Source organism: Pseudomonas fluorescens (genome assembly GCF_900636825.1).
Taxonomy (GTDB): Bacteria; Pseudomonadota; Gammaproteobacteria; order Pseudomonadales; family Pseudomonadaceae; genus Aquipseudomonas; species Aquipseudomonas fluorescens_BG.
In genome coordinates this window covers 1,907,663-1,932,044 of the sequence record NZ_LR134318.1, presented here as the reverse complement: position 1 = coordinate 1,932,044, position 24,382 = coordinate 1,907,663, and the positions used below count along the sequence as shown (strand labels likewise).

The following is a 24,382-nucleotide window of genomic DNA, read 5'->3' as shown; positions in this document are numbered from 1 at the left end:
ATGAGTGCGAAAGTCTGGCTGGTGGGTGCGGGCCCTGGCGATCCCGAGCTGCTGACCCTCAAAGCCGTGCGCGCATTGCGCGAGGCCGATGTGGTGATGATCGATGATCTGGTCAACGACGCAGTGCTGGAACATTGCCCGACTGCGCGGGTGATTGCAGTGGGCAAACGTGGCGGGTGCCGTTCGACACCACAGGCGTTCATCCATCGCCTGATGCTGCGTTATGCCCGCCACGGTAAATGCGTGGTGCGCCTCAAGGGCGGTGATCCGTGCATCTTCGGGCGGGGTGGTGAAGAAGCGCAGTGGCTGCGCGAGCGTGGCGTTGAAGTGGAATTGGTCAATGGCATCACTGCCGGACTTGCGGGCGCGACACAGTGCGATATTCCGCTGACATTGCGTGGTGTGGCGCGCGGGGTGACGCTGGTGACTGCGCACACGCAGGATGATAGCCAATTGAACTGGCAGGCCCTGGCGCAAGGCGGGACGACGCTGGTGATTTACATGGGCGTGGCCAAGCTGAGCGAAATTCGTGATCAGCTGTTGGCAGGAGGGATGGCGGCGGATATGCCGGTGGCGATGATCGAAAACGCCTCGTTGCCGCATCAGCGCGAATGTCGCAGCGATTTGATGGCGATGGCTGAGGACGCGTGTGCGTTTGAATTGAAGAGCCCGGCGATTCTCGTGATTGGCGCTGTGGCTGCTGCTGTTGAAGAGCAAAAGATCGCAGCCTGCGGCAGCTCCTACATTGCATCTGCGCACGTCCTGTAGGCGCTGCAGAAGGTTCGGCCCGCGTTCGGACGACCTTCAAAGCCGCAAAGCCAAATCGCAGACAAAGAAAAGCCCGGCCAAAGCCGGGCTTTTCTCAGAGCGGCAGCTAATTACTTAGCTTGAGCTTCAACCTGCGCTTCTACGCGACGGTTTACAGCGCGGCCAGCGTCAGTTTTGTTGTCAGCAACTGGGCGGGATTCGCCGTAGCCAACAGACTGAACGCGGGACGATTCAACACCGTACTGGTTGGTCAGAACTTGCTTAACGGCGTTTGCACGACGCTCGGACAGTTTCTGGTTGTAAGCGTCAGGACCGACGGAGTCAGTGTGACCTTCAACAGTAGTGGTGGTGGATGGGTACTGCTTCATGAAGTCAGCCAGGTTCTTGATGTCGCCGTAGCTGTTTGGCTTCACAACCGACTTGTCGAAGTCGAACTTGACGTCCAGCTCAACACGAACAACTTCAGCAACTGCTGGGCAGCCGTCAGCGTCAACAGTTACGTTGGCTGGGGTGTCAGGGCACTTGTCAACGTTGTCGCAAACGCCGTCGTTGTCGCTGTCGGAGCAGACTTCAGCTGGTGCTGGAACTGGAGCAGCAGCAGGCTTGGAGCCGCCACCGAAGTTCACACCGATACCGACGCTAGGAGCCCACTCGGTGTCGCCCTGGTCGATGTTGTATTGAGCTTCAACGCCAGCACGGGCGTAGAAGTTCTCGGTGAAGTACAGCTTGGCACCGCCGCCAACGTTGGCGAAGGTGGAACGGTTACGACCGTTCGAACCGTTCTGGTCGATGCTCTGGTCAGAGAAACCGGCCGAAACGTATGGACGCAACATGTCGCCTGGGTTGTTGAAGTGGTACAGAGCGTCCAGAGCGGTGTTAGCGCCTTTTACGTTCTTGCCATCGTCAGCACGTACGTTGTGAACTTCGTCGTAGCCCAGACGCAGTTCAACGTCGTCGGTCAGGAAGTAACCGATCGAACCGCCGAACAGGTTGCCGTTGTTCTTGAAGTTACGAGCGCTGTCGAATTGTTCTTTCTTTGCGAAGCCTTCGATTTCAACTGCGCCTTGGCCTTGTGCCAGAGCGCCGAACGAAGTGGCGGCAATCAGAGAACCAATGGCCAAGCCCAAGGTGTTTTTCAGTTTCATCCGTTAAATCCCCATCTGGTGATTGTGAAGCAGTCCCGCAAACCGGGGGACAACTCGGCGGCAAGTCTATCAGAACTTGCCTACACGTAAGAGATATTTGCGCTGAACTAAGTTTCAGCAATGCCTGCAAATTTCTCACGCAATTTATCTAGAGCGCGTTTGTAACGCATTTTTGTCGCACTCAAACCCATATGCATGATGTCTGCGATCTCCTGAAATTCCAGTTCTGCGACAAATCGTAGCACCAGAATTTCGCGGTCAATCGGATTCACATACACCAGCCAGCGATCAAGCCCACCCTTCTCCTCCGGCTTCGGCGCCTTTTCTTCAGACGCTTCTTCAAGAGGGTCCAGACTGAGAGCGTCCATCAAGCGACGCTTACGCCGTTCCTTCCGATACTGCGTGATGCATTCGTTGTAAGTGATGCTGTAAAGCCACGTTTTGAACTTCGATTTCCCCTCAAAGTTCTTCAGACCGTACAGCACCTTCAGCATCACTTCCTGACAGACATCGTCTGCGTCGCGATCGTTCCCAAGATATCTCGCACAGACGTTAAATAATGTTCGCTGGTAACGCCGCATCAACTCTTCATAAGCGCGCGTTACGTGAAAAAGCTCGGTATGCGAGCGCGCGACCAACTCCTCATCAGAGAGCTCGCGGGGGTCGTAGCGCGTAGATAGCGGTTGGGCTGTATTCAAAACAAGTCGTGCCGACAGTCAGGTCAATGTCCACCGCAGCCAGCATTGGCTGGCATTTCGCGGCGGCATACATTAGCAGGGTTTGCCGGATTAGCGGCTACTCACATGCTGTTCCAGCAGGATCCGATTGGAGAGTGAGACTAGCTCACCCTCATCGGTCAGCAATGTGGTTTTAACCGTGCCGATCTCTTCGATCTGGCCTTCGACCTCGCCAACACGCACTTGTTGCCCTACCTGATACAACTCACGCACATAGATTCCCGCAAGAATCTGACCGGCAATTTCCCGGCTTCCCAAACCCATGGCCAGCGCAACAGCCAGACCAACGGTAATCAATACGATCACAATTACATGGTTGAGCAGGTCAGTCTTGACCTCGAGCTGACTGATCGCCACCGAGATACTGATGATGATCACCAGCCCCTGTGCAATTCGTCCAAGCCCTGAAGCGTAGTCCAGGCCTACGCCTTCTGCCGCCCCGCGCACCAGCCCGTTGGCCAGTTGCGCAAGCAAAACACCCACCAGCAACACCAGCGCGGCACCGAACACTTTCGGCAGATACAACGCCAGCATATCGAGCGTAGCTGAAACTCGCTCAAGTCCAAGGGACTCTGCTGCGGAAACCAGAAAAATCAGCAGGACGAACCAATAAACGATCTTGCCAATGAGCGTCGAGATCGGAACCTGCAGCCCCGCGCGCGACATCAGCTTGGTCAGCCCGGTGCCACCCATCAGGCGATCGAGGCCCAGTTTGGCGAGCAGCTTGGAGAGCAAGGTATCGAGCAGCTTGGCCACGACAAAACCCAACAGCAGCACGACCAGTGCGCCGAACAGGTTCGGAATGAAATTGGCTACTTTGGTCCACAACGCAGTCATTGCAGTGACGAGGCTCTGAGTCCAGAGGTCGAGTTCCATATTCAATCAGCCTTATCAGCAGTGCGAGCGGTAGGTTTACGAAGACGGGAAACCGGCGAGACGTGTGCCGATCCGTTATTCAGGGCAATCATCAGCGCGGGCAGCCAGCGGCCCAGCAGGCTGAACAGATCACCGGCGCCGACCTGGCGGTTGGCGGTTTTAAGTACGCGGCCCAGACAGGCATCGTCGTCGCGGCTGGACGGCGAAGCGTTGAGCATGTCACGTAAAGACTGTTCAAACGGATCGTGCATACGCACCTCTCGTGATGTCTGTGAAAGACGCGGGCAAATTTGCTCGGGTCACATGCGCCATGTTCACACCCAGCGCAAACGGCGGAACAACCACCACTGGCCGAAGGCCAGGGCGAGTACCGTCAAGCAGGCAATCAGGAAACCATACGGGCTGCTGGCGAACGGAATGCCGCCGACGTTGATGCCGAGCAGACCGGTGATAAAACTCATCGGCAAGAAGATGCAGGTAATGATGCCGAAACGGTACATGGTGCGATTCATGTGTACGCTCAGACGCCGGTCTTCAGCCTCCAGCACAAGCCCCACGCGCTCTCGGGTCAATTCGAGTTCTTCCAGATAGCGGGTCAGGCTGTTGTTCAGTTCGTTCCAGTAGTCGCCATCGTCCTCGACAAACCAGGGCAGTTTTATCCGAGTCAGTTGTCCGAAAATATCCCGCTGCGGTGCTAGAAAACGCTTCAACCCGGCAGCGCGGCGACGGATATGCAAAATGGAGCCATGTTCGGGGGTATACCGTTCGTCGGCGTCCATCTTTTCTTCTTCCTCATCGGCAATTTCCGAGAGGCAAGTGACCAGATCCTGCACCTTGTTGGTCAGGAACTGCGCCAGATAAAGGATCAGTTCAGAGGCAGTTTTCGGCCCTGTGCCGTCGGCCAGCATGGCCAGCAGTTCATCGGTAGCGCGCAACGGGCGCAAGCGCAGGGAAATGACGCGCTGGGCCGAGGCGAAAATCCGCACCGAGACCATGTCTTCGGGCTCGGCGCCAGGATTGAGATTGACCCCGCGCAAAAACAGCAACAGCTCGGCATCGGGCAGCGGCAACAAGCGTGGTCGTGTGTTTTCTTCCAGCAGCAGATCGCAGGTGAATTCGTTGAGACCGCTGTCTTTGCGCAACCAGGTCTGGGTTTGCGGATGACCGCGATCCCAATGCAGCCACAGGCTTTCATGCGCCTGCAGCTGCAAGTCGTCGAGTTCAGTCCGGGCTATCGAACGCGCGCCGCCTTTACCGTCCAGCACCAGGGCATGCACCAGCCCCCATTGCGCGTTTTCTTCCTCGAACATCCGCATCCCTTGATCGAAACTCTTATTCAGGCATCTTCAGCGGACTTGGCGAGATGATCACGCCGTTGTTGTCCGCATAAATGTACTGGCCCGGATGGAATGTCACACCGGCGAAGGTCACCGGAACATTGAGGTCGCCGATGCCGCGCTTGTCGGTTTTCATCGGATGACTGGCCAGCGCCTGCACGCCGAGGTCGGTCTGCGCAATTACGTCGACGTCACGGATGCAACCGTAGATCACCAGCCCTTCCCAACCGTTTTGCGCCGCCTTGGCCGCGATCATGTCGCCCAGCAGTGCCCGGCGCAGAGACCCGCCGCCATCGACCACCAGCACTTTACCCTTGCCGTCGAGTTCGGCCTGGGCCTTGACCAGCGAGTTGTCTTCGAAGCATTTGATGGTCACGATTTCGCCACCGAAGGAATCACGGCCGCCGAAATTGCTGAACATCGGTTCCAGCACCTGCACCAGCTCCGGATAGGCGTCGCACAGATCAGGCGTAAGGTAATGTTCCATCGAAAAACTCCTGTAACAAGGAAGACGATCAAGGATGCCGCGCTCTGATGAAACGAGTTCCGGTGGCCGCTGTTTACCTTAGTCCATTCCATGGTCGCTGAATGCAGCTGAACAAACCCTGAAACGTAATCGCTAAACAGCCATCAAATATGACCAGAACCGCACAACGCGTCATATCTTAGCCGCAAGCAAAGCCGAACGAAATGGCCTTTTCAGCGCGATCAGTCAGCCCGCCGCGGCCAGATCCGGCTGCTCGCCGAGCAGGGACGTCTGCTGGTCGCGCAGCCAGCGTGCCACCAATGGCCACACTTCCGTCTGCGCGGCTTTGCTCACCAGCATTTCGACGTGACCGTAGTTATCGCTGAAGCCGTGTTCGCGGCCCAGATTGATGAACTGTTTGTGTTCCGAACCGAGCTGCTCGAACAATTTGCGACAGGCCCAGGCCGGATCCTGATGATCGCCCGTCGCTGTCACCGCCAGCACTGGCACCTTGACGTCGGCGAGCCCAGCCCACCAATCCTTCTCCTTGTCGCCAAAGCGCCCGAACAAGCCGTACCAGCGCATGCTTTCAAGGGCCAGACCGATCGGTTCATCTTCCGGGCCGCGCTTGAGGCGTGAGCCGGACAATTGCGCGAAGCGCTTGAGAATGAAACGGCTGCTCCATTCCACTGGTGGAATTTTCAGCGGCCAATAAGTGCGGCTGACTTGCGTGCCGAAGAACGCTGCGGAGGCCACCGCAGGCTCGCCCAGGTATTCACCACCGAGCGCGGCGGCTAGGGTGATGCCGCCCAATGAGTGGCCGATCCAGTGCGGGATTTGCCCGCTCTGTTCGCGGACGAATGCGGCGATCGCCGGCAAGTCATAACGGGCATAGTCGGCCACGCGGTTGTGCCGGTAAGCCTCGTTGCGCTGGGACAGGCCATGGCCGCGCATCTCCGGAATCCACACGTCGAACCCTTGGCGCGTCAGATATGCGCCAAGCCCAAGGCCTTTGGGGGAAAACCAGAAGCGCCGATTGGAAAAGCTGCCGTGCAACAGGATCACCGGCACACCGCGAGGCGCCGAGTCATCGGCCATGCCCAAGCGGGTTACGGCGATTTCCACGGACCAGTCGGGGCTGTTGCCGGGTTTCAAGCGATACACATCTTCGCTCAGATCGCCACGCCGTTCGGCGCTGATCAGCGCGACGGGAAATAGGTTGCTGCTGCTTTGCATAATGCTCTTGCACAAAAAAGGGCGGCATCTACAAGAGCCCGCCCTACTGAATCTCAAGGCCCGGCCAGTGTGGGAGCGAGCCTGCTCGCGAAAGCGGTGAATCAGTCAACATCCATGCTGAATGTTGCTGCGTCTTCGCTAGCAGGCTCGCTCCCACAGGGGGCGCGGGTCGTTTACATACCGATCAAGCCTGACCTTCGGCGAGGAAGAACCAGGTTTCCAGCACGGTGTCCGGGTTCAGCGACACGCTTTCGATGCCCTGCTCCATCAACCACTTGGCCAGATCCGGGTGATCCGAAGGGCCCTGACCGCAGATGCCGATGTACTTGCCAGCCTTGTTGCATGCCTGAATGGCATTGGCCAGCAGCTTTTTGACGGCTGGATTACGTTCGTCGAACAAGTGCGCAATGATCCCCGAGTCGCGATCCAGACCCAAGGTGAGCTGGGTCAGGTCGTTGGAGCCGATCGAGAAGCCGTCGAAGAATTCGAGGAATTCCTCAGCCAGAATCGCGTTGGATGGCAGTTCGCACATCATGATCACGCGCAGACCGTTCTCGCCGCGCTTCAAGCCGTTCTCGGCCAGCAGATCGACAACCTGGCTGGCTTCGCCGAGGGTACGGACAAACGGCACCATGATTTCGACGTTGGTCAGACCCATCTCGTTGCGCACGCGTTTCAGCGCGCGGCATTCGAGTTCGAAGCAATCGCGGAACGATTCGCTGATGTAACGCGAAGCGCCACGGAAGCCCAGCATCGGGTTTTCTTCTTCCGGCTCGTAGAGCTTGCCGCCGATCAGGTTGGCGTATTCGTTGGACTTGAAGTCCGACAGGCGGACGATGACTTTCTTCGGCGTAAACGCTGCAGCGAGGGTGCTGATGCCTTCCACCAGTTTGTCGACATAGAAGTCGACCGGGTCGCTGTAACCGGCGATACGCTTGTCGACGCTGTCCTTGATTTCCTGCGGCAGGCCGTCATAGTTCAGCAGCGCTTTCGGGTGCACGCCGATCATGCGGTTGATGATGAATTCCAGACGGGCCAGACCGACGCCAGCGTTCGGCAGCTGTGCGAAGTCGAAGGCGCGATCCGGGTTGCCGACGTTCATCATGATCTTGAACGGCAGCTCCGGCATGGCGTCGACGGAGTTCTTCTTGATGTCGAAGCCCAGCTCGCCTTCGAAGATGTAACCGGTGTCGCCTTCGGCGCAGGACACGGTTACGCCTTGGCCATCCTTCAGCAATTGGGTGGCGTTGCCGCAACCAACCACCGCTGGAATGCCCAGCTCACGAGCGATGATCGCCGCGTGGCAGGTACGCCCGCCGCGGTTGGTGACGATGGCGCTGGCGCGCTTCATTACCGGTTCCCAGTCCGGGTCGGTCATGTCGGAAACCAGTACGTCGCCCGGCTGAACCTTGTCCATCTCGGAGACGTCTTTGATGATCCGCACTTTGCCGGCGCCGATGCGCTGGCCAATCGCACGACCTTCCACCAGCACGGTGCCGGTTTCTTTCAGCAGGTAACGTTCCATGACGTTGGCCTGGGTGCGGCTCTTCACGGTTTCCGGACGCGCCTGCACGATGTACAGCTTGCCGTCATCACCGTCCTTGGCCCACTCGATGTCCATCGGGCAGCCGTAGTGCTTTTCGATGATCATCGCTTGCTTGGCCAGCTCGCTGACTTCGGCGTCGGTCAGGCAGAAGCGCGCGCGCTCGGCCTTGTCGACATCGACAGTCTTGACCGAACGACCGGCCTTGGCCTCGTCGCCGTAGATCATCTTGATGGCTTTGCTGCCCAGATTGCGCCGCAGGATCGCCGGACGACCGGCCTCCAGCGTGCCTTTGTGTACGTAGAATTCATCCGGGTTGACCGCGCCTTGTACGACGGTTTCGCCCAGGCCGTAAGCGCCGGTGATGAACACCACGTCACGGAAACCGGATTCGGTGTCGAGGGTGAACATCACGCCGGCGGTGCCGGTTTCCGAACGCACCATGCGCTGCACGCCAGCCGACAGGGCGACCAGTTTGTGGTCGAAGCCCTGGTGCACACGGTAGGAAATCGCACGGTCGTTGAACAGCGAAGCGAACACCTCTTTGGCGGCGCGGATAACGTTTTCCACGCCACGGATGTTCAGGAAGGTTTCCTGCTGACCGGCGAACGAAGCGTCCGGCAAGTCTTCGGCGGTGGCGGAGGAACGCACGGCCACGGCCACGTCAGGGTTGCCGGCCGACAGCGCGGCAAACGCGGTGCGGATCTCGGCATTCAGTTTTTCGGGGAATTCGGCTTCCATGATCCACTGGCGGATCTGCGCGCCCGTCTTGGCCAGCGCATTGACATCATCGACATCGAGCGCGTCGAGGGCCTTGTGGATCTGATCGTTCAGGCCGCTCAGTTCGAGGAAGTCACGATAGGCCTGAGCCGTCGTGGCGAAGCCGCCGGGGACCGAAACACCGGCGCCTGCCAGGTTACTGATCATCTCGCCCAGGGATGCGTTCTTGCCCCCCACATGCTCAACATCGTGTTTGCCGAGCTTATCGAGGGAAACTACGTACTCTACCAAGGTGATCTCTCCACTAACTGTGTTGGAAAAGCTCAGAAACCGGCGGCCCGGGGGAGCCTTGGCCGGTTGTATGGCCTGGACCTGGAAAATAAGTGAGAATGCGGGCCAACGGCGGCCGGCAAATCGCGCCTATCATATCCAAGAATGCTCATTAGTCTAAGGCCCAAGGTGCAAATGAAACGATCTGCTTTCTTCATCTCCGATGGCACCGGCATTACCGCCGAAACCCTGGGTCAAAGTCTTCTGGCGCAGTTCGAAAACATTACCTTCAGCAAATTCACGCGGCCCTACATCGACAGCGTGGAAAAAGCGCGGGCCATGGTACAACAAATCAACAAAGCCGCTGAAACCGACGGCTTCCGTCCGATCATCTTCGACACCATCGTCAATCAGGACATCCGTGAGATTCTCGCAACGTCCAATGGTTTCATGATCGATATTTTCTCGACCTTTCTCGCGCCGCTCGAACAGGAGCTGACCGAACATTCTTCCTACACTGTCGGCAAGTCCCATTCCATCGGGCACAACTCCAATTACATGGAGCGCATCGAGGCGGTGAACTTCGCCCTCGACAACGATGACGGCGCGCGCACCCACTATTACGACAAAGCCGATCTGATACTAGTGGGCGTGTCGCGATGCGGCAAAACCCCGACGTGTCTGTACATGGCCATGCAGTTCGGCATCCGTGCGGCCAACTATCCGTTGACCGAAGACGACATGGAACGCCTGACCCTGCCGACCGCCCTGCGCGCCCATCAGCACAAGCTGTTCGGCCTGACCATCGACCCGGATCGTCTCACTGCGATCCGCAACGAGCGCAAGCCCAACAGCCGCTATTCGAGCTACGCGCAGTGTGAATTCGAAGTGCGCGAAGTGGAGAACCTGTTCCGTCGCGAGAACATCCCGCACATCAATTCCACGCATTTCTCCGTGGAAGAGATTTCGGCGAAGATTCTCGTCGAGAAAGGGGTTGAGCGGCGGTTCAAATAGACCTGTGTTTGCTGATCTGACGCTATCGCTGGCAAGCCAGCTCCCACAGGGTTTTGTGGTGGATACAATATTGCGATCACTCTGAAAACCCTGTGGGAGCGGGCTTGCCCGCGAAAGCGGTGGCACATTCAGCGTTGATGTTGTTTGACACACTGCTATCGCGAGCAGGCTCACTCCTACAGTTGATCTTCAGCGCCCGCTCGATCAGATGACAAACAGGTCGATGAATCGATTCACCGCTGTCGCTTCGAGCCGCGCCTGATCCTCGCACAGCGCAAAAATCTCATCGCAGCGCTGGCGGACATAACGCGTCGCCAGGTTGGCCTTGAACTTGTCTTCAAGCAGAGGAATGCCTTCCGCCCGGCGGCGGCGATGGCCGAGCGGGTATTCCACCAGCACGTTGTCGGTGCTGCTGCCGTCCTTGAAAAACACCTGCACCGCATTGGCAATCGAACGCTTGTCGGGCTCAAGGTATTCGCGGCTGAATCGCGGATCTTCAACGATGACCATTTTCTCGCGCAGCACATCGATGATCGGGTGCGCCTTGTGGAAATCGTCTTCGTAGTGCTCGGCCACCAGGTCGCCGAACGCCAGCGGCACGGCAGTCATGTATTGCAGGCAGTGATCACGATCAGCGGCATTCGCCAGCGGGCCGACCTTGGAAATGATGCGGATCGCCGATTCATGGGTGGTGATGACAATCCGGTCGATTTCGTGCAGACGATTGCGCACCTGCGGATGCAACATCACCGCCGCCTCGCATGCCGTTTGCGCGTGGAATTCGGCGGGGAAGCTGATTTTGAACAGCACGTTTTCCATCACGTAACTGCCGAACGGCCGAGAAAAGCTGAAAGCGCGTTTGCCCTCGGCCTTGAGCGCCAAATCATTGTTGGTGTGGCTGAACGACACGTCATAGAAGCCCCACTGCTTCGCGCTCAGCACGCCGGGAATGCCCATCTCGCCACGCATCGCGATATCCGCCAGCCGCACGCCTCGACTCGCTGCATCTCCCGCCGCCCAGGATTTTCGCGAGCCGGCGTTGGGTGCATGGCGGTAGGTGCGCAGTGCTTGGCCGTCGGCGAAGGCATGGGAAAGCGCCGATAGCATCTGCTCGCGGTTGGCGCCCATGAGTCTGGCGCTGACGGCAGTCGAAGCGACTTTCACCAGAATGACGTGATCGAGTCCGACACGGTTGAAGGAGTTTTCCAGTGCGATCACGCCTTGGATTTCGTGGGCCATGATCATCGCATCCAGCACATCGCGCATCGTCAGCGGTGGCTCGGCGATGGCCACGCGTTTCTGCGAAAGGTGATCGGCAACGGCGAGGATGGCGCCGAGGTTGTCCGACGGATGGCCCCATTCGGCGGCAAGCCAAGTGTCGTTGAAGTCGAGCCAGCGGATGATGCAGCCGATATCCCAGGCGGCTTTAACCGGGTCGAGACGATAACTGGTGCCCGGTACCCGCGCGCCAAACGGCACCACCGTGCCGTCGACCAACGGGCCGAGGTGCTTGGTACATTCGGGGAAACGCAGCGCCAGCAGGCCGCAGCCCATGGTGTCGATCAGGCAGTTGCGCGCGGTGGTGAGGGCTTCGCTGGACTCGACTCGGAAGGTGAGGACGTAGTCGGCGATGTCCTGCAGGACACGGTCATAATCGGGGCGGTTGTTCAGGTCGACGTTGGCGCTCATGTTCGATTCACTCGTGAAGTGGTTCGTTGATGGGACCTCGGTTCAGGGCTAACGAATTTCTTATGATTGAAATGCAAACCCTGTAGGAGCTGCCGAAGGCTGCGATCTTTTGATCTTTGTTTTTCAGGTGAAGATCAAAAGATCGCAGCCTTCGGCAGCTCCTACAGAGAGAGGTGACGTGTCAGAAAGAATCTCCAGGAACGCGCACATAGCCTTCCATGAGAACCCGCGCACTGCGACTCATGATGGCTTTCTTCACCACCCATTCGCCATTTTCATACGTCGCCTCTGCGCCCACGCGCAACGTCCCGGACGGATGGCCGAAACGTACGGCGTTGCGCTCGACTCCACCTGCCGCGAGATTGACCAAGGTGCCGGATATCGCCGCCGCCGTGCCAATCGCCACCGCCGCCGTGCCCATCATTGCGTGATGCAGCTTGCCCATCGACAAGGCACGCACCAGCAAATCCACGTCTCCGGCGGCAATCGCTTTGCCACTCGAGGCCACGTAATCCGCAGGCTTGGCCACGAATGCGACTTTCGGCGTGTGCTGTCGCTTGGCTGCTTCTTCGAGAGTGGAAATCAGGCCCATGCGCAATGCACCGTAGGCGCGAATGGTCTCAAACATGAGCAGCGCTTTCGGATCACCATTGATCGCGCCTTGCAGCTCGGTGCCGGTGTAACCGATGTCCTCGGCATTGATAAAAATCGTCGGGATGCCGGCGTTGATCATGGTTGCCTTGAACGTGCCGACTCCTGGCACTTCCAGCTCATCGACCAGATTGCCGGTGGGAAACATCGAACCACCGCCGCCCTCTTCTTCCGCCGCCGGGTCCATGAATTCTACCTGCACTTCGGCCGCCGGAAAGGTCACGCCGTCGAGCTCGAAATCGCCGGTTTCCTGCACTTCGCCGTTGGTGATCGGCACGTGGGCGATGATGGTCTTGCCGATATTGGCCTGCCACACCCGCACCACCGCCACGCCGTTGTGCGGAATGCGGCTCGCGTCGACCAGGCCGTTACTGATGGCGAACGAACCCACCGCCGCCGAAAGATTGCCGCAGTTGCCGCTCCAGTCGACGAAAGGCTTATCAATGGAAACCTGGCCAAACAGGTAATCGACGTCGTGATCGGCGCGAGTACTTTTCGACAGGATCACGGTTTTGCTGGTGCTGGAGGTTGCGCCGCCCATGCCGTCGATCTGCTTGTCGTAGGGATCGGGGCTGCCGATCACTCGCAGCAATAAAGCGTCGCGCGCCGGGCCGGGAACCTGCGCCGCTTCGGGCAGATCGGTGAGGCTGAAGAACACGCCTTTGCTGGTGCCGCCACGCATGTAAGTCGCAGGGATTTTGATCTGTGCTGCGTGAGCCATGGATTACTCCTTCAAAACGGCCAGAGAACTCATCATCCTCTGGCCGCTGAACATAGTTAAACGGCCACCGCCGCCCCTTCGAGGAAGTCCTGCGCGAAACGCTGCAACACGCCGCCGGCCTCGTAGATCGACACTTCTTCAGCGGTATCGAGACGGCATGTCACCGGCACTTCAACACGCTCGCCATTCTTGCGATGAATCACCAGCGTCAGGTCCGCGCGCGGTCTGCGCTCGCCGATCACGTCATAGGTTTCGCTGCCATCGATGGCCAACGTATGACGGTCCGTGCCCGGCTTGAACTCCAGCGGCAACACGCCCATGCCCACCAGATTGGTGCGGTGAATGCGCTCGAAACCTTCAGCGGCAATCGCCTCGACGCCGGCCAGACGCACGCCTTTCGCCGCCCAGTCGCGGGACGAACCCTGACCGTAATCGGCGCCGGCAATGATGATCAGCGGCTGCTTGCGCTCCATGTAGGTTTCAATGGCTTCCCACATGCGCATCACTTTGCCTTCCGGCTCGACACGGGCCAGCGAGCCCTGTTTGACCTTGCCGTTTTCCACGACCATTTCGTTGAACAGTTTCGGGTTGGCAAACGTCGCACGCTGCGCGGTCAAGTGGTCGCCACGGTGGGTGGCGTAAGAGTTGAAGTCCTCTTCCGGCAAGCCCATTTTCGCCAGGTATTCGCCGGCGGCGCTGTCGAGCATGATCGCATTGGATGGTGAAAGGTGGTCGGTGGTGATGTTGTCCGGCAGCACCGCCAGCGGACGCATACCCTTCAACGGACGGGCGCCGGCCAGCGCGCCTTCCCAGTACGGCGGACGGCGGATGTAGGTGCTCATCTCACGCCAGTCGTACAGCGGCGTAACTTTCGGGCCAGTGTCTTCATGCACGGCAAACATCGGAATGTAGACCTGGCGGAACTGCTCAGGCTTGACCGAAGATTTCACCACGGCGTCGATTTCCTCATCGCTCGGCCAGATGTCTTTGAGGCGAATTTCCTTGCCGTCGACTACACCCAATACATCCTTCTCGATATCGAAACGGATGGTCCCGGCAATCGCATAGGCAACCACCAGCGGCGGCGATGCGAGGAACGCTTGCTTGGCGTAAGGATGGATGCGGCCGTCAAAGTTGCGGTTGCCCGAGAGCACGGCAGTCGCGTACAGGTCGCGGTCGATGATCTCTTGCTGAATGACCGGATCGAGGGCGCCGGACATGCCGTTGCACGTGGTGCAGGCGAACGCGACAACGCCAAAGCCGAGCTGCTCCAGTTCAGTGGTCAGCCCAGCTTCGTCGAGGTACAGCGCCACGGTTTTCGAGCCCGGCGCCAGTGAGGATTTCACCCACGGCTTGCGGGTCAGACCGAGCCTGTTGGCATTGCGCGCCAGGAGGCCGGCGGCGATGACGTTGCGCGGGTTGCTGGTATTGGTACAACTGGTGATCGCGGCGATGATCACCGCGCCGTCAGGCATTTGTCCCGGTACGTCATCCCACTGCCCGGAAATGCCTTTGGCCGCCAGATCCGCAACCGCGACGCGGGCATGCGGGTTGCTCGGGCCGGCCATGTTGCGCACCACCGAGGACAGGTCAAAAGTCAGGCCGCGCTCGTACTGCGCGCCCTTCAGGTTGTCAGCCCACAGGCCGGTGAGCTTGGCGTATTGCTCGACCAACTGCACTTGCTGGTCTTCACGGCCAGTCAGTTTCAGGTAATCAATGGTCTGCTGATCGATGTAGAACATCGCCGCCGTGGCGCCGTACTCCGGGGCCATGTTGGAAATGGTCGCGCGGTCGCCGAGGGTCAGCGCCGCGGCGCCTTCACCGAAGAATTCCAGCCAGGCGCCGACGACTTTCTGTTTGCGCAGGTATTCGGTCAGTGCCAGCACCATGTCGGTGGCGGTGATGCCCGGTTGCAGCTTGCCGGTCAGTTCGACGCCGACGCTTTCCGGCAGGCGCATCCACGACGCGCGGCCGAGCATCACGCTCTCGGCTTCGAGGCCGCCGACGCCGATGGCGATCACACCCAGCGCATCGACATGCGGGGTGTGGCTGTCGGTGCCGACGCAGGTGTCGGGGAACGCCACGCCTTCGCGCACCTGAATCACCGGCGACATTTTCTCCAGGTTGATCTGGTGCATGATGCCGTTGCCGGGCGGGATCACATCAACGTTCTTGAAGGCCTTTTTTGTCCAGTTGATGAAGTGGAAACGGTCTTCGTTGCGGCGGTCTTCAATGGCGCGGTTTTTCTCGAACGCCTGGGCATCGAAACCGCCCGCCTCAACCGCCAGCGAGTGGTCGACGATCAGTTGCGTCGGCACCACCGGGTTGACTTGCGCCGGATCGCCGCCCTGCAAGGCAATGGCGTCACGCAGACCGGCAAGATCGACCAGCGCGGTCTGCCCGAGGATGTCATGGCAGACCACTCGCGCCGGGAACCACGGAAAATCGAGATCGCGTTTGCGCTCGATCAGTTGCTTGAGCGAAGCGGTCAGTGTGGCCGGGTCGCAGCGACGCACGAGGTTTTCCGCCAGCACGCGGGAGGTGTACGGCAGGGTGTCGTAGCTGCCGGGCGCGATCGCTTCGACCGCCGCACGGGTGTCGAAGTAGTCCAGCGGCGTACCGGGCAGGTTCTTGCGGAATTCTGTGTTCATCGGGTCAGGACTCGGGTCACGGTGATTTGCAGGTGAAGTTCACATCGCCTCTGTAGGAGCTGCCGAAGGCTGCGATCTTTTGATCTTGATCTTGAAAACAAAGATCAAAAGATCGCAGCCTTCGGCAGCTCCTACAGGGGTCTGCGGTGTTCGGGTCAGTTCACCATTCAGCGACGTTCGATTGACACGAACTTGCGCTGTTCGACGCCGATGTATTCGGCGCTCGGGCGGATGATGCGGTTGTTGGCGCGCTGTTCGAATACGTGCGCCGCCCAGCCGGTCAGGCGCGAGCAGACGAAAATCGGCGTGAACAACTCGGTCGGGATGCCCATGAAGTGGTACGCCGAGGCATGGTAGAAGTCGGCATTCGGGAACAGTTTTTTCTGTTCCCACATGGTCTTGTCGATGGCTTCGGAAACAGGGAACAGCACCTTGTCGCCCACTTCATCGGCGAGTTTTTTCGACCAGCCCTTGATCACCTCGTTGCGCGGGTCGCTGTCTTTATAGATCGCGTGGCCGAAGCCCATGATCTTGTCCTTGCGCTCGAGCATGCCGAGGGTGCCTTTGATCGCGTCTTCCGGCGACGAAAAACGCTCGATCATTTCCATCGCTGCTTCGTTGGCACCGCCGTGCAACGGGCCACGCAGCGAGCCGATGGCCGCGGTGACGCAGGAATACAGATCGGACAGCGTCGATGCGCAAACGCGTGCGGTGAAGGTCGAGGCGTTGAATTCATGTTCAGCGTAAAGGATCAGCGACACGTTCATGACTTTGACATGCAGCTCGCTCGGCTTCTTGTCGTGCAGCAGATGCAGGAAATGCCCGCCGAGGGTCGGCTCGTCGCTGACGCAATCAATGCGTTTGCCATCGTGACTGAAGCGATACCAGTAGCACATGATCGCCGGGAACGCCGCGAGCAGACGGTCAGTCTTGTCGCGCTGCTCGGAGAAGTCTTTCTCCGGCTCGATGTTGCCAAGGAACGAGCAACCGGTACGCATCACGTCCATCGGATGGGCGTCGGCAGGGATGCGCTCGAGCACTTCCTTCAAGGCTTGCGGCAGATCGCGCAGCTTGCTCAGTTTGGTCTGATAGTCGGCCAGTTGCGCTTTGGTCGGCAGTTCGCCGTACAGCAGCAGGTAAGCGACTTCTTCAAATTGCGCGTCGGCGGCGAGTTCGCGCACGTCATAGCCGCGATAGGTCAACCCGGCACCGGCCTGGCCCACGGTGGACAGCGCAGTTTGCCCGGCGACCTGGCCCCGGAGCCCGGCGCCACTGAGTACTTTTGCTTCGGCCATTGCTATCTCCAATTTTTGAATTTGTTAGGGAATCTGCAATTACGGTGTTGTTCGCAAAAGATCGCAGCCTTCGGCAGCTCCTACATCGACCGCGTTCCTGTAGGAGCTGTCGAGTGAAACGAGGCTGCGATCTTTTGATCTTTCAATCATTTTTTCGCAGCAAACAACGCATCGAGCTTCTGCTCGAACGTGTGGTAATCAATGCGATCGTAAAGCTCCATGCGAGTCTGCATGGTGTCGATGACATTCTGTTGCGTGCCGTCGCGGCGGATCGCCGTGTAAACGTTTTCCGCCGCCTTGTTCATCGCGCGGAACGCCGACAGCGGATAGAGCACCAGCGACACGTCGGCGCCGGCCAGTTGTTCGGTGGTGTACAGCGGCGTCGCGCCGAATTCGGTGATGTTGGCCAGGATCGGCGCTTTCACCCGGCTCGCGAACAGCTTGTACATGTCCAGCTCGGTGATCGCCTCGGGGAAAATCATGTCGGCGCCGGCCTCGATGCAGGCGGCCGCGCGATCGAGTGCCGATTCCAGACCTTCCACGGCCAGCGCATCGGTGCGCGCCATGATCACGAAACTGTCATCGGTACGCGCGTCGACCGCTGCCTTGATGCGATCGACCATTTCCTGCTGGCTGACAATCTCTTTATTCGGACGATGGCCGCAGCGCTTGGCGCCGACCTGATCCTCGATGTGAATCGCCGCCGCGCCGAATTTGATCATCGATTTGACGGTACGCGCGACGTTGAACGCCGACGAGCCGAAACCGGTGTCGACATCCACCAGCAGCGGCAGGTCGCAAACGTCGGTGATGCGCCGCACATCGGTGAGCACGTCATCCAGACCGGTGATGCCCAGGTCCGGCACGCCGAGCGAGCCTGCGGCCACCCCGCCACCGGACAGGTAGATCGCCTTGAAACCGGCACGCTTGGCCAGCAGCGCGTGGTTGGCGTTGATCGCGCCGACCACTTGCAATGGATGCTCGCTGGCGACCGCGTCGCGGAAGCGCTGGCCCGGCGTATTCAGGTTGGAACTCATGCGTCACCTCGTTCAGTGGCTGTCTTGTTGTGAGCGCCGTCCTCGTAGTGACGGGCGATGTTGCGTTTCGAGGCGCCGATGTGGCGGCGCATCAACAATTCCGCGAGTTCGCCGTCACGGTCGGCGATGGCGTCGAGAATCCGGTGGTGTTCGGCGAAAGCCTGGCGCGGGCGGTTCGGCGTGGTGGAAAACTGGATGCGATACATGCGCACTAGCTGGTACAGCTCGCCGCAGAGCATCTGCGTCAGCGTGCGGTTGCCGCTGCCCTGAATGATCCGGTAATGAAAGTCGAAATCGCCCTCCTGCTGGTAATAGCCGACGCCGGTCTGAAACGCCGCGTCGCGCTCGTGGGTTTCCAGCACTCGGCGCAGTTCGTCGATCTCTGCAATGCTCATGCGCTCGGCGGCGAGGCGGCAGGCCATGCCTTCCAGGGATTCACGGATTTCGTAGAGTTCGAGCAATTCGGCATGACTGAGCGAAACCACTCGCGCACCAACGTGCGGCACGCGCACCAGCAGGCGCTGACCTTCCAGCCGGTGGATCGCCTCGCGCAACGGCCCGCGGCTGATGCCGTAGGTGCGCGCCAGCTCCGGTTCGGAAATCTTGCTGCCGGGGGCGATCTCGCCTTTGACAATGGCCGCCTGAATGCGCCGGAAAACGTTTTCCGACAGCGTTTCCGAATCGTCACCGCTTATGACCGGGGGATCGAGTTGATCCAGCATGATTGTCGACACCTTCAAATCCGATGCGGCAAAAACTAGCTAATTCAGCCCAATCAGTCAAAGGATAAATGGGTATTGTCGACAATCGTCTAATAACCCATAAAGCTCGTCCTATTGCTGGATCAGTGTAGGAGCTGCCGAAGGCTGCGATCCTTTGATCTTGGATAGACCACCCCAAGCGCTGGCGCCATAAAACCACCGTGCTAGAATGCCGCCCGCATTTGCTGGCCATTTGTACGGCTTGTCATAAAAAGCTGAAAGGCACACGCAGGAGCTTGCGCAGGTTTTGCCACGCTCCTGAACCGAAAACGGAACGCTGCGCACCAGGATTTATGAGACTCAAGCCCTTCCCTGCTTTTTTTACCCTGTTTTGCCTGCCCGGCCTCGCCGCCGCGGGGGAAAAAACCGTGTACGGCCTCAACGAATACGCTTCGCTTGACGGCATCAATCTCGAAGTCGCGGCCAAACTCGACACCGGCGCGAAAACCGCCTCGCTGAGTGCCCGTGACATCAAACGCTTCAAACGCAACGGTGAATCCTGGGTGCGGTTCTATCTGGCAATCGATGCCGCGCACTCGCACCCGATCGAGCGTCCGCTGGCCCGCGTCAGCAAGATCAAGCGCCGGGCTGGCGACTACGATCCCGAAGAGGGCAAGAAGTACACTGCGCGCCCGGTCATCGAACTGGATATCTGCATGGGATCAGCGATGCGCAGCATCGAAGTGAACCTGACCGACCGAAGTGCGTTCCAATACCCGCTTTTGATTGGCTCCGAGGCATTGAAACGCTTCGACGCGCTGGTCGACCCCAGTCTTAAATACGCTGCCGGCAAACCCGCCTGCACCATCGCCGCTCATACCGCCGAGTAATTTCCATGCGTTCTCTAACCTTCCACCTGAAAATCCTGATCGCCGTTCTGGTGCTGCTGGGCGTTTCGGTTACGGCCTATCAGATTTTCGTGCTCGGCATCCCGGTGACCGAAGATGCGACCGACGACTTGTGGAACATCGACGCCAAGGTCGAGTTCGTCGCCAGCACCAAGGATCCAGTGAAGATCCAGATGTTCGTGCCGCCATTGAGCCGCGATTACGTCAGCCTCAACGAAAGCTTCATCTCCAATAACTACGGCGTCGCGGTCAATCGCGTCGATGGCAACCGCAAGGTGACCTGGTCGGCCCGGCGCGCCAAAGGCAACCAGACGTTGTATTACCGCCTGGTGCTGACCAAGCGCTTCACCGCGGAAAAAACCAAGATCAAAGGCCCGACGTTCCGCGACAGCATGGTCATCGAAGGTCCGGAAAAAATCGCCGCCGAAGCCCTGCTCGCGCCGATCCGCCAACACTCCGCCGACGTCGAAACCTTTATTGGCGAGGCGATCAAACGCGTCAACAACCTCAACGATGACAACGTGAAACTGCTGCTGGCCGGCGATCCATCGACCGCGCACAAAGCGAAGATCGTCGAACTGCTGCTGTCCATCGCCCACGTCCCGGTGGAAAAAGTCCACACCATCCGCCTCGTCGCCGATCAGCCACAGACACCCGAACTGTGGCTGCGCAGCTTCAACGGCAACGACTGGCTGTACTTCAACCCGGAAACCGGTGAGCAAGGCCTGCCAACCGACCGCCTGCTGTGGTGGACCGGTGACGAAAACCTGATCACCGTCGACGGCGGCAAGAAAGCCAACGTGACGTTCAGCCTGAACAACAGCGAGATGAATGCGATTCGTCTGGCCAAGCTGACCGACGAAAACACCGATGCCAACTTCCTCGAATACTCACTCTACGGCTTGCCGCTGCAGACCCAACAGACGTTCATGATCATGGTGATGATCCCGATCGGCGTGCTGGTGATTCTGATCCTGCGCAACCTCATCGGCCTGCAGACCCTGGGCACCTTTACCCCGGTGCTGATCGCCCTCGCCTTCCGCGAAACGCAGCTGGGCTTCGGTATTCTGCTATTCACGGTGATTACCGCGCTGGGCCTGTCATTACGCTCTTATCTGGAACATCTGAAGCTGCAAATGCTGCCGCGCCTGTCGGTCGTGTTGACCTTTGTCGTGGTGTTGATCGCGGCGATCAGTCTGTTCAGCCACAAGCTGGGGCTTGAGCGCGGCTTGTCGGTGGCGCTGTTCCCGATGGTGATTCTGACCATGACCATCGAACGCCTGTCGATCACTTGGGAAGAACGCGGCGCCAACCATGCGCTGAAAGTCGCGATCGGCACACTGTTCGCCGCCTCGCTGGCGCACCTGATCATGACCGTGCCGGAGCTGGTGTATTTCGTGTTCACCTTCCCGGCGATCCTGCTGATTTTGGTCGGCTTCATGCTGGCGATGGGTCGCTATCGCGGTTATCGCCTGACTGAACTGGTGCGTTTCAAGGCTTTCCTGAAGAAGGCTGACGCTTGATGTTCGGTTTCTGGAAGACCTGGAAGGCTCTGGAAGCCCGCGGCATCATGGGCATCAATCGGCGTAACGCCGACTACGTGCTCAAGTACAACAAGCGCAGCCTGTACCCGATCGTCGATGACAAGATCCTCACCAAGGAGCGCGCCATCGCCGCCGGCATTCACGTGCCGGAGCTGTACGGGGTGATCTCCACCGAGAAGGAAATCGACAAGCTCGACGAGATCATCGGCGGACGCAGCGACTTCGTGATCAAACCAGCCCAAGGCGCGGGTGGCGACGGCATCATCGTCATCGCCGACCGCTTCGAAGGCCGCTATCGCACGGTGTCGGGGAAGATCCTCGCCCACGAAGAGCTGGAGCATCACATCTCGAGCATCCTCACCGGCCTGTACTCACTGGGTGGTCACCGTGACCGCGCGCTGATCGAATACCGCGTGACCCCGGATCAGATCTTCAAGAGCATCAGCTACGAAGGCGTGCCGGACATCCGCATCATCGTGCTGATGGGTTACCCGGTGATGGCGATGTTGCGCTTGCCGACCCGCCAGTCCGGCGGCAAGGCCAACCTGCACCAGGGCGCCATCGGCGTTGGCGTCGATCTGGCGACCGGCCTGACGTTGCGTGGCACTTGGTTGAACAACATCATCACCAAACACCCCGACACCACCAATGCGGTAGATGGCGTGCAACTGCCCTATTGGGACGGTTTCATGAAACTCGCCGCCGGCTGCTATGAGCTGTGCGGGCTGGGGTATATCGGCGTGGACATGGTGCTGGATCAGGAGAAGGGGCCGCTGATTCTGGAGCTGAATGCGCGGCCGGGGCTGAATATCCAGATCGCCAATGATTGCGGCCTGACCTTGCGTACTCACGCGGTTGAAGCGCGGCTGGAAGAGTTGAAAGCGCGGGGCGTAAAGGAATCGGTTGAAGAGCGAGTGGCGTTTACCCAGGAGATGTTTGGGCATATTCCTGCGGTTGAGGGCTGACAGGCCTTAAAGCCAAAAGCCCCTCACCCTAGCCCTCTCCCGGAGGGAGAGGGGACTGACCGTGGTGGATGCGAGAGTTACGCCGACCTGAAATATCCGGTCGAACTCAGGGCTTGAAAAGCGTGAAGATCGGCTTCCTTTCCCCTCGCCCCCTTGCGGGAGAGGGGACTGACCGTGGTGGATGCGAGAGCTACGCCGACCTGAAATATCCGGTCGAACTCAGGTCTTGAAAAGCGTGAAGATCGGCTCCCTTTACTACCCTCGCCCCTTTGGGGGAGAGGGGACTGACCGTGGTGGATGCGAGAGCTACGCCGACCTGAAATATCCGGCCGAACTCAGGTCTTGAAAAGCGTGAAGATCGGCTCCCTTTCCCCCTCGCCCCCTTGCGGGAGAGGGGACTGACCGTGGTGGATGCGAGAGTTACGCCGACCTGAAATATCCGGTCGAACTCAGGGCTTGAAAAGCGTGAAGATCGGCTCCCTTTCCCCCTCGCCCCCTTGGGGGAGAGGGAACTGACCGTGGTGTATGCGAGAGCTACGCCGACCTGAAATATCCGGTCGAACTCAGGCCTTGAAAAGCGTGAAGATCGGCTCCCTTTCCCCCTCGCCCCCTTGGGGGAGAGGGTTGGGGTGAGGGGGAGGCTTTTGACTTTGATCTGGCAGCGCAGAGGACTACAATCCCCTCCCCGCCTCAACGGCCGATCTGCCCCGCCCATGCTGACCTGTTCCGTATATCCGCTGCCCTACCGCGCCAATCCCGCTGACTATTTCGCGGTCATCCGCAACGCCCCCGGCGCCGTGCTGCTCGACAGTGGCCGGCCGAGCGCCGAGCGTGGCCGTTATGACTTACTCAGCGCCTGGCCCCTGGAACAACTGGCGGTGTTGCCGGATGAAAGCGGTGCGCATTTTCTGCAGCGCCTTCGCGATAACCTCGACTGCTTGGGAGAGGCTGATTTGCCAACGGGCTGCGAGTTGCCATTCGCCGGCGGTCTGATTGGTTACCTGAGCTACGACTTCGGCCGGCATCTGGAAAATCTGCCAAGTCAGGCGCTGGATGATCTGCAACTGCCGGATGCGCGTTTTGGTTTGTACGACTGGGCGCTGATCAGCGACCACCAGGCTCAAACCAGCCAATTGGTCTTTCACCCATCGCTTGTCCACAGTGAACAGCAGCGACTGATCGCGTTGTTCACGCAGCCGGCTACTGATGCGGTGATCCCGTTCAAACTCAATCAGCCAATGGCCGCCGATCTCTCGGCCGACGATTACCGTCAGGCTTTCGAGCGCATTCAAGAGTACATCCAGGCCGGCGACTGCTACCAAGTCAACTTCGCCCAGCGCTTTCGTGCATCGTGTCAGGGCGATCCATGGCTGGCTTACTGCAAACTGCGCGAAGCCTGCCCGACGCCGTTTTCCGGCTTCCAGCGCCTGCCCGACGGCGGCGCAGTGTTGAGCCTTTCGCCGGAGCGCTTCGTCAAAGTCAGCCAGGGTCAAGTCGAAACCCGACCGATCAAGGGCACTCGCCCCCGCGGTTTGACCCCAGCCGAAGACGCGGCCAACGCCGCCGAACTGCTGGCCAGCCCCAAGGATCGCGCGGAAAACCTGATGATCGTCGATCTGCTGCGCAACGATCTCGGGCGCACCTGCCGCATCGGCTCGGTGCGGGTGCCGGAGTTGTTCAGTCTGGAGAGTTATCCGAATGTGCATCACCTGGTCAGCAGCGTGACCGGGGAACTGGCGGATGATCGCGACGCGCTGGATCTGATCGCGGGCAGTTTTCCCGGCGGCTCGATCACCGGCGCACCGAAAATTCGCGCGATGCAGATCATCGACGAACTGGAGCCGACGCGGCGCGGGTTGTATTGCGGTTCGCTGCTGTACCTGGATGTGCGCGGCGAGATGGACAGCTCCATCGCTATTCGCAGTCTGTTGGTCAAGGATGGGCAGGTGTGCTGCTGGGGCGGTGGCGGGATCGTCGCCGACTCGGACTGGCAGGCGGAGTATCAGGAGTCGATCACCAAAGTCCGGATACTCCTCGATACCCTGCAAAACTGCTGAACAGTCCCCTGTAGGAGCTGCCGAAGGCTGCGATCTTTTGATCTTAAACAG

The 24,382-nt window shown here is 59.3% G+C and carries 20 protein-coding genes; 6 read left to right on the top strand and 14 right to left on the bottom strand.

The genetic code is table 11. From position 1 onward, the window contains the following. Positions 1 to 768: a uroporphyrinogen-III C-methyltransferase gene (cobA, locus tag EL257_RS08875; protein ID WP_126361747.1), complete on the top strand. Its 768-nt coding sequence runs from the start codon at positions 1 to 3 to the stop codon at positions 766 to 768. A gap of 110 nt (positions 769 to 878) precedes the next feature. Here the strand turns inward: cobA and EL257_RS08870 are convergent, their stop codons facing one another. The 8 genes from EL257_RS08870 to ppsA all read right to left on the bottom strand — a co-directional run bounded on the left by EL257_RS08870 (position 879) and on the right by ppsA (position 9,119). After that, positions 879 to 1,913, bottom strand: coding sequence for an OmpA family protein (locus EL257_RS08870; protein WP_126361745.1), 1,035 nt, complete (start codon positions 1,911 to 1,913; stop codon positions 879 to 881). Positions 1,914 to 2,020: 107 nt separating this feature from the next. After that, on the bottom strand, positions 2,021 to 2,611 hold the full coding sequence (sigX, locus tag EL257_RS08865; protein ID WP_126361743.1) for an RNA polymerase sigma factor SigX: 591 nt from the start codon (positions 2,609 to 2,611) through the stop codon (positions 2,021 to 2,023). Positions 2,612 to 2,701: 90 nt separating this feature from the next. Then, positions 2,702 to 3,526: a mechanosensitive ion channel family protein gene (locus EL257_RS08860; RefSeq protein ID WP_007916401.1), complete on the bottom strand. Its 825-nt coding sequence runs from the start codon at positions 3,524 to 3,526 to the stop codon at positions 2,702 to 2,704. Between the two features lie 2 nt (positions 3,527 to 3,528). Continuing rightward, positions 3,529 to 3,777 carry a hypothetical protein gene (locus EL257_RS08855; protein ID WP_008076827.1) on the bottom strand — a complete coding sequence of 83 codons (249 nt, stop codon included), beginning with the start codon at positions 3,775 to 3,777 and terminating at the stop codon, positions 3,529 to 3,531. Positions 3,778 to 3,840: 63 nt separating this feature from the next. Further along, positions 3,841 to 4,836: a zinc transporter ZntB gene (locus EL257_RS08850; RefSeq protein WP_126361741.1), complete on the bottom strand. Its 996-nt coding sequence runs from the start codon at positions 4,834 to 4,836 to the stop codon at positions 3,841 to 3,843. A gap of 22 nt (positions 4,837 to 4,858) precedes the next feature. Then, on the bottom strand, positions 4,859 to 5,350 hold the full coding sequence (rraA, locus tag EL257_RS08845) for a ribonuclease E activity regulator RraA (RefSeq protein WP_126361739.1): 492 nt from the start codon (positions 5,348 to 5,350) through the stop codon (positions 4,859 to 4,861). A gap of 225 nt (positions 5,351 to 5,575) precedes the next feature. Next, positions 5,576 to 6,565 (bottom strand): alpha/beta fold hydrolase, encoded by a 990-nt coding sequence (locus EL257_RS08840; RefSeq protein ID WP_126361737.1) that lies wholly within the window; start codon positions 6,563 to 6,565, stop codon positions 5,576 to 5,578. Between the two features lie 184 nt (positions 6,566 to 6,749). Further along, complete coding sequence (ppsA, locus tag EL257_RS08835) at positions 6,750 to 9,119, bottom strand: phosphoenolpyruvate synthase (protein WP_126361735.1); 2,370 nt, start codon at positions 9,117 to 9,119, stop codon at positions 6,750 to 6,752. Positions 9,120 to 9,293: 174 nt separating this feature from the next. Here ppsA and EL257_RS08830 point away from each other — a divergent pair, with 174 nt between their 5' ends. Then, positions 9,294 to 10,112: a pyruvate, water dikinase regulatory protein gene (locus EL257_RS08830; RefSeq protein ID WP_016773826.1), complete on the top strand. Its 819-nt coding sequence runs from the start codon at positions 9,294 to 9,296 to the stop codon at positions 10,110 to 10,112. 204 nt (positions 10,113 to 10,316) lie between these two features. Here the strand turns inward: EL257_RS08830 and prpD are convergent, their stop codons facing one another. The 6 genes from prpD to EL257_RS08790 all read right to left on the bottom strand — a co-directional run bounded on the left by prpD (position 10,317) and on the right by EL257_RS08790 (position 18,875). Continuing rightward, the gene (prpD, locus tag EL257_RS08825; protein WP_126361733.1) at positions 10,317 to 11,801 is read right to left on the bottom strand and encodes a 2-methylcitrate dehydratase; all 1,485 of its coding nucleotides are present in this window, start codon (positions 11,799 to 11,801) and stop codon (positions 10,317 to 10,319) included. Positions 11,802 to 11,982: 181 nt separating this feature from the next. Then, positions 11,983 to 13,173, bottom strand: a complete 1,191-nt coding sequence (gene prpF, locus EL257_RS08815) for a 2-methylaconitate cis-trans isomerase PrpF (RefSeq protein WP_126361731.1) — start codon at positions 13,171 to 13,173, stop codon at positions 11,983 to 11,985. A gap of 56 nt (positions 13,174 to 13,229) precedes the next feature. Further along, positions 13,230 to 15,824: a Fe/S-dependent 2-methylisocitrate dehydratase AcnD gene (gene acnD / locus EL257_RS08810; protein ID WP_126361729.1), complete on the bottom strand. Its 2,595-nt coding sequence runs from the start codon at positions 15,822 to 15,824 to the stop codon at positions 13,230 to 13,232. A 167-nt stretch (positions 15,825 to 15,991) separates the two neighbouring features. Beyond that, positions 15,992 to 17,119 carry a bifunctional 2-methylcitrate synthase/citrate synthase gene (gene prpC, locus EL257_RS08800; protein ID WP_126361727.1) on the bottom strand — a complete coding sequence of 376 codons (1,128 nt, stop codon included), beginning with the start codon at positions 17,117 to 17,119 and terminating at the stop codon, positions 15,992 to 15,994. 146 nt (positions 17,120 to 17,265) lie between these two features. Next, entirely contained in the window at positions 17,266 to 18,156 is an 891-nt protein-coding gene (prpB, locus tag EL257_RS08795; protein WP_126361725.1) for a methylisocitrate lyase, read from the bottom strand. Beyond that, entirely contained in the window at positions 18,153 to 18,875 is a 723-nt protein-coding gene (locus tag EL257_RS08790; RefSeq protein ID WP_172604544.1) for a GntR family transcriptional regulator, read from the bottom strand. Before EL257_RS08790 ends, prpB begins: the two co-directional genes overlap by 4 nt. Positions 18,876 to 19,210: 335 nt before the next feature. Here EL257_RS08790 and EL257_RS08785 point away from each other — a divergent pair, with 335 nt between their 5' ends. The 4 genes from EL257_RS08785 (at position 19,211) to pabB (ending at position 24,331) form a co-directional block, all read left to right on the top strand. Further along, positions 19,211 to 19,747: an ATP-dependent zinc protease gene (locus EL257_RS08785; RefSeq protein WP_126361721.1), complete on the top strand. Its 537-nt coding sequence runs from the start codon at positions 19,211 to 19,213 to the stop codon at positions 19,745 to 19,747. 5 nt (positions 19,748 to 19,752) lie between these two features. Continuing rightward, a complete protein-coding gene (locus EL257_RS08780) occupies positions 19,753 to 21,288 on the top strand; it encodes an inactive transglutaminase family protein (protein WP_126361719.1) in 1,536 nt (511 codons plus the stop codon). Further along, positions 21,288 to 22,274, top strand: a complete 987-nt coding sequence (locus EL257_RS08775) for an alpha-L-glutamate ligase-like protein (protein WP_016773817.1) — start codon at positions 21,288 to 21,290, stop codon at positions 22,272 to 22,274. The genes EL257_RS08780 and EL257_RS08775 overlap by 1 nt, the downstream gene beginning before the upstream one ends. 713 nt (positions 22,275 to 22,987) lie before the next feature. Further along, positions 22,988 to 24,331 (top strand): aminodeoxychorismate synthase component I, encoded by a 1,344-nt coding sequence (gene pabB, locus EL257_RS08770; RefSeq protein WP_126361717.1) that lies wholly within the window; start codon positions 22,988 to 22,990, stop codon positions 24,329 to 24,331. The last annotated feature ends 51 nt before the right edge of the window (positions 24,332 to 24,382 follow it).

Bases quoted from the DNA above. Each gene is read 5' to 3' on its own strand.
- cobA (WP_126361747.1), top strand. From the start codon at position 1: ATGAGTGCGAAAGTCTGGCTGGTGGGTGCGGGCCCTGGCGATCCCGAG.
- EL257_RS08870 (WP_126361745.1), bottom strand. From the start codon at position 1,913: ATGAAACTGAAAAACACCTTGGGCTTGGCCATTGGTTCTCTGATTGCC.
- EL257_RS08860 (WP_007916401.1), bottom strand. From the start codon at position 3,526: ATGGAACTCGACCTCTGGACTCAGAGCCTCGTCACTGCAATGACTGCG.
- EL257_RS08855 (WP_008076827.1), bottom strand. From the start codon at position 3,777: ATGCACGATCCGTTTGAACAGTCTTTACGTGACATGCTCAACGCTTCG.
- EL257_RS08850 (WP_126361741.1), bottom strand. From the start codon at position 4,836: ATGTTCGAGGAAGAAAACGCGCAATGGGGGCTGGTGCATGCCCTGGTG.
- rraA (WP_126361739.1), bottom strand. From the start codon at position 5,350: ATGGAACATTACCTTACGCCTGATCTGTGCGACGCCTATCCGGAGCTG.
- EL257_RS08840 (WP_126361737.1), bottom strand. From the start codon at position 6,565: ATGCAAAGCAGCAGCAACCTATTTCCCGTCGCGCTGATCAGCGCCGAA.
- EL257_RS08830 (WP_016773826.1), top strand. From the start codon at position 9,294: ATGAAACGATCTGCTTTCTTCATCTCCGATGGCACCGGCATTACCGCC.
- prpD (WP_126361733.1), bottom strand. From the start codon at position 11,801: ATGAGCGCCAACGTCGACCTGAACAACCGCCCCGATTATGACCGTGTC.
- prpF (WP_126361731.1), bottom strand. From the start codon at position 13,173: ATGGCTCACGCAGCACAGATCAAAATCCCTGCGACTTACATGCGTGGC.
- acnD (WP_126361729.1), bottom strand. From the start codon at position 15,824: ATGAACACAGAATTCCGCAAGAACCTGCCCGGTACGCCGCTGGACTAC.
- prpC (WP_126361727.1), bottom strand. From the start codon at position 17,119: ATGGCCGAAGCAAAAGTACTCAGTGGCGCCGGGCTCCGGGGCCAGGTC.
- prpB (WP_126361725.1), bottom strand. From the start codon at position 18,156: ATGAGTTCCAACCTGAATACGCCGGGCCAGCGCTTCCGCGACGCGGTC.
- EL257_RS08785 (WP_126361721.1), top strand. From the start codon at position 19,211: ATGAGACTCAAGCCCTTCCCTGCTTTTTTTACCCTGTTTTGCCTGCCC.
- EL257_RS08780 (WP_126361719.1), top strand. From the start codon at position 19,753: ATGCGTTCTCTAACCTTCCACCTGAAAATCCTGATCGCCGTTCTGGTG.
- EL257_RS08775 (WP_016773817.1), top strand. From the start codon at position 21,288: ATGTTCGGTTTCTGGAAGACCTGGAAGGCTCTGGAAGCCCGCGGCATC.
- pabB (WP_126361717.1), top strand. From the start codon at position 22,988: ATGCTGACCTGTTCCGTATATCCGCTGCCCTACCGCGCCAATCCCGCT.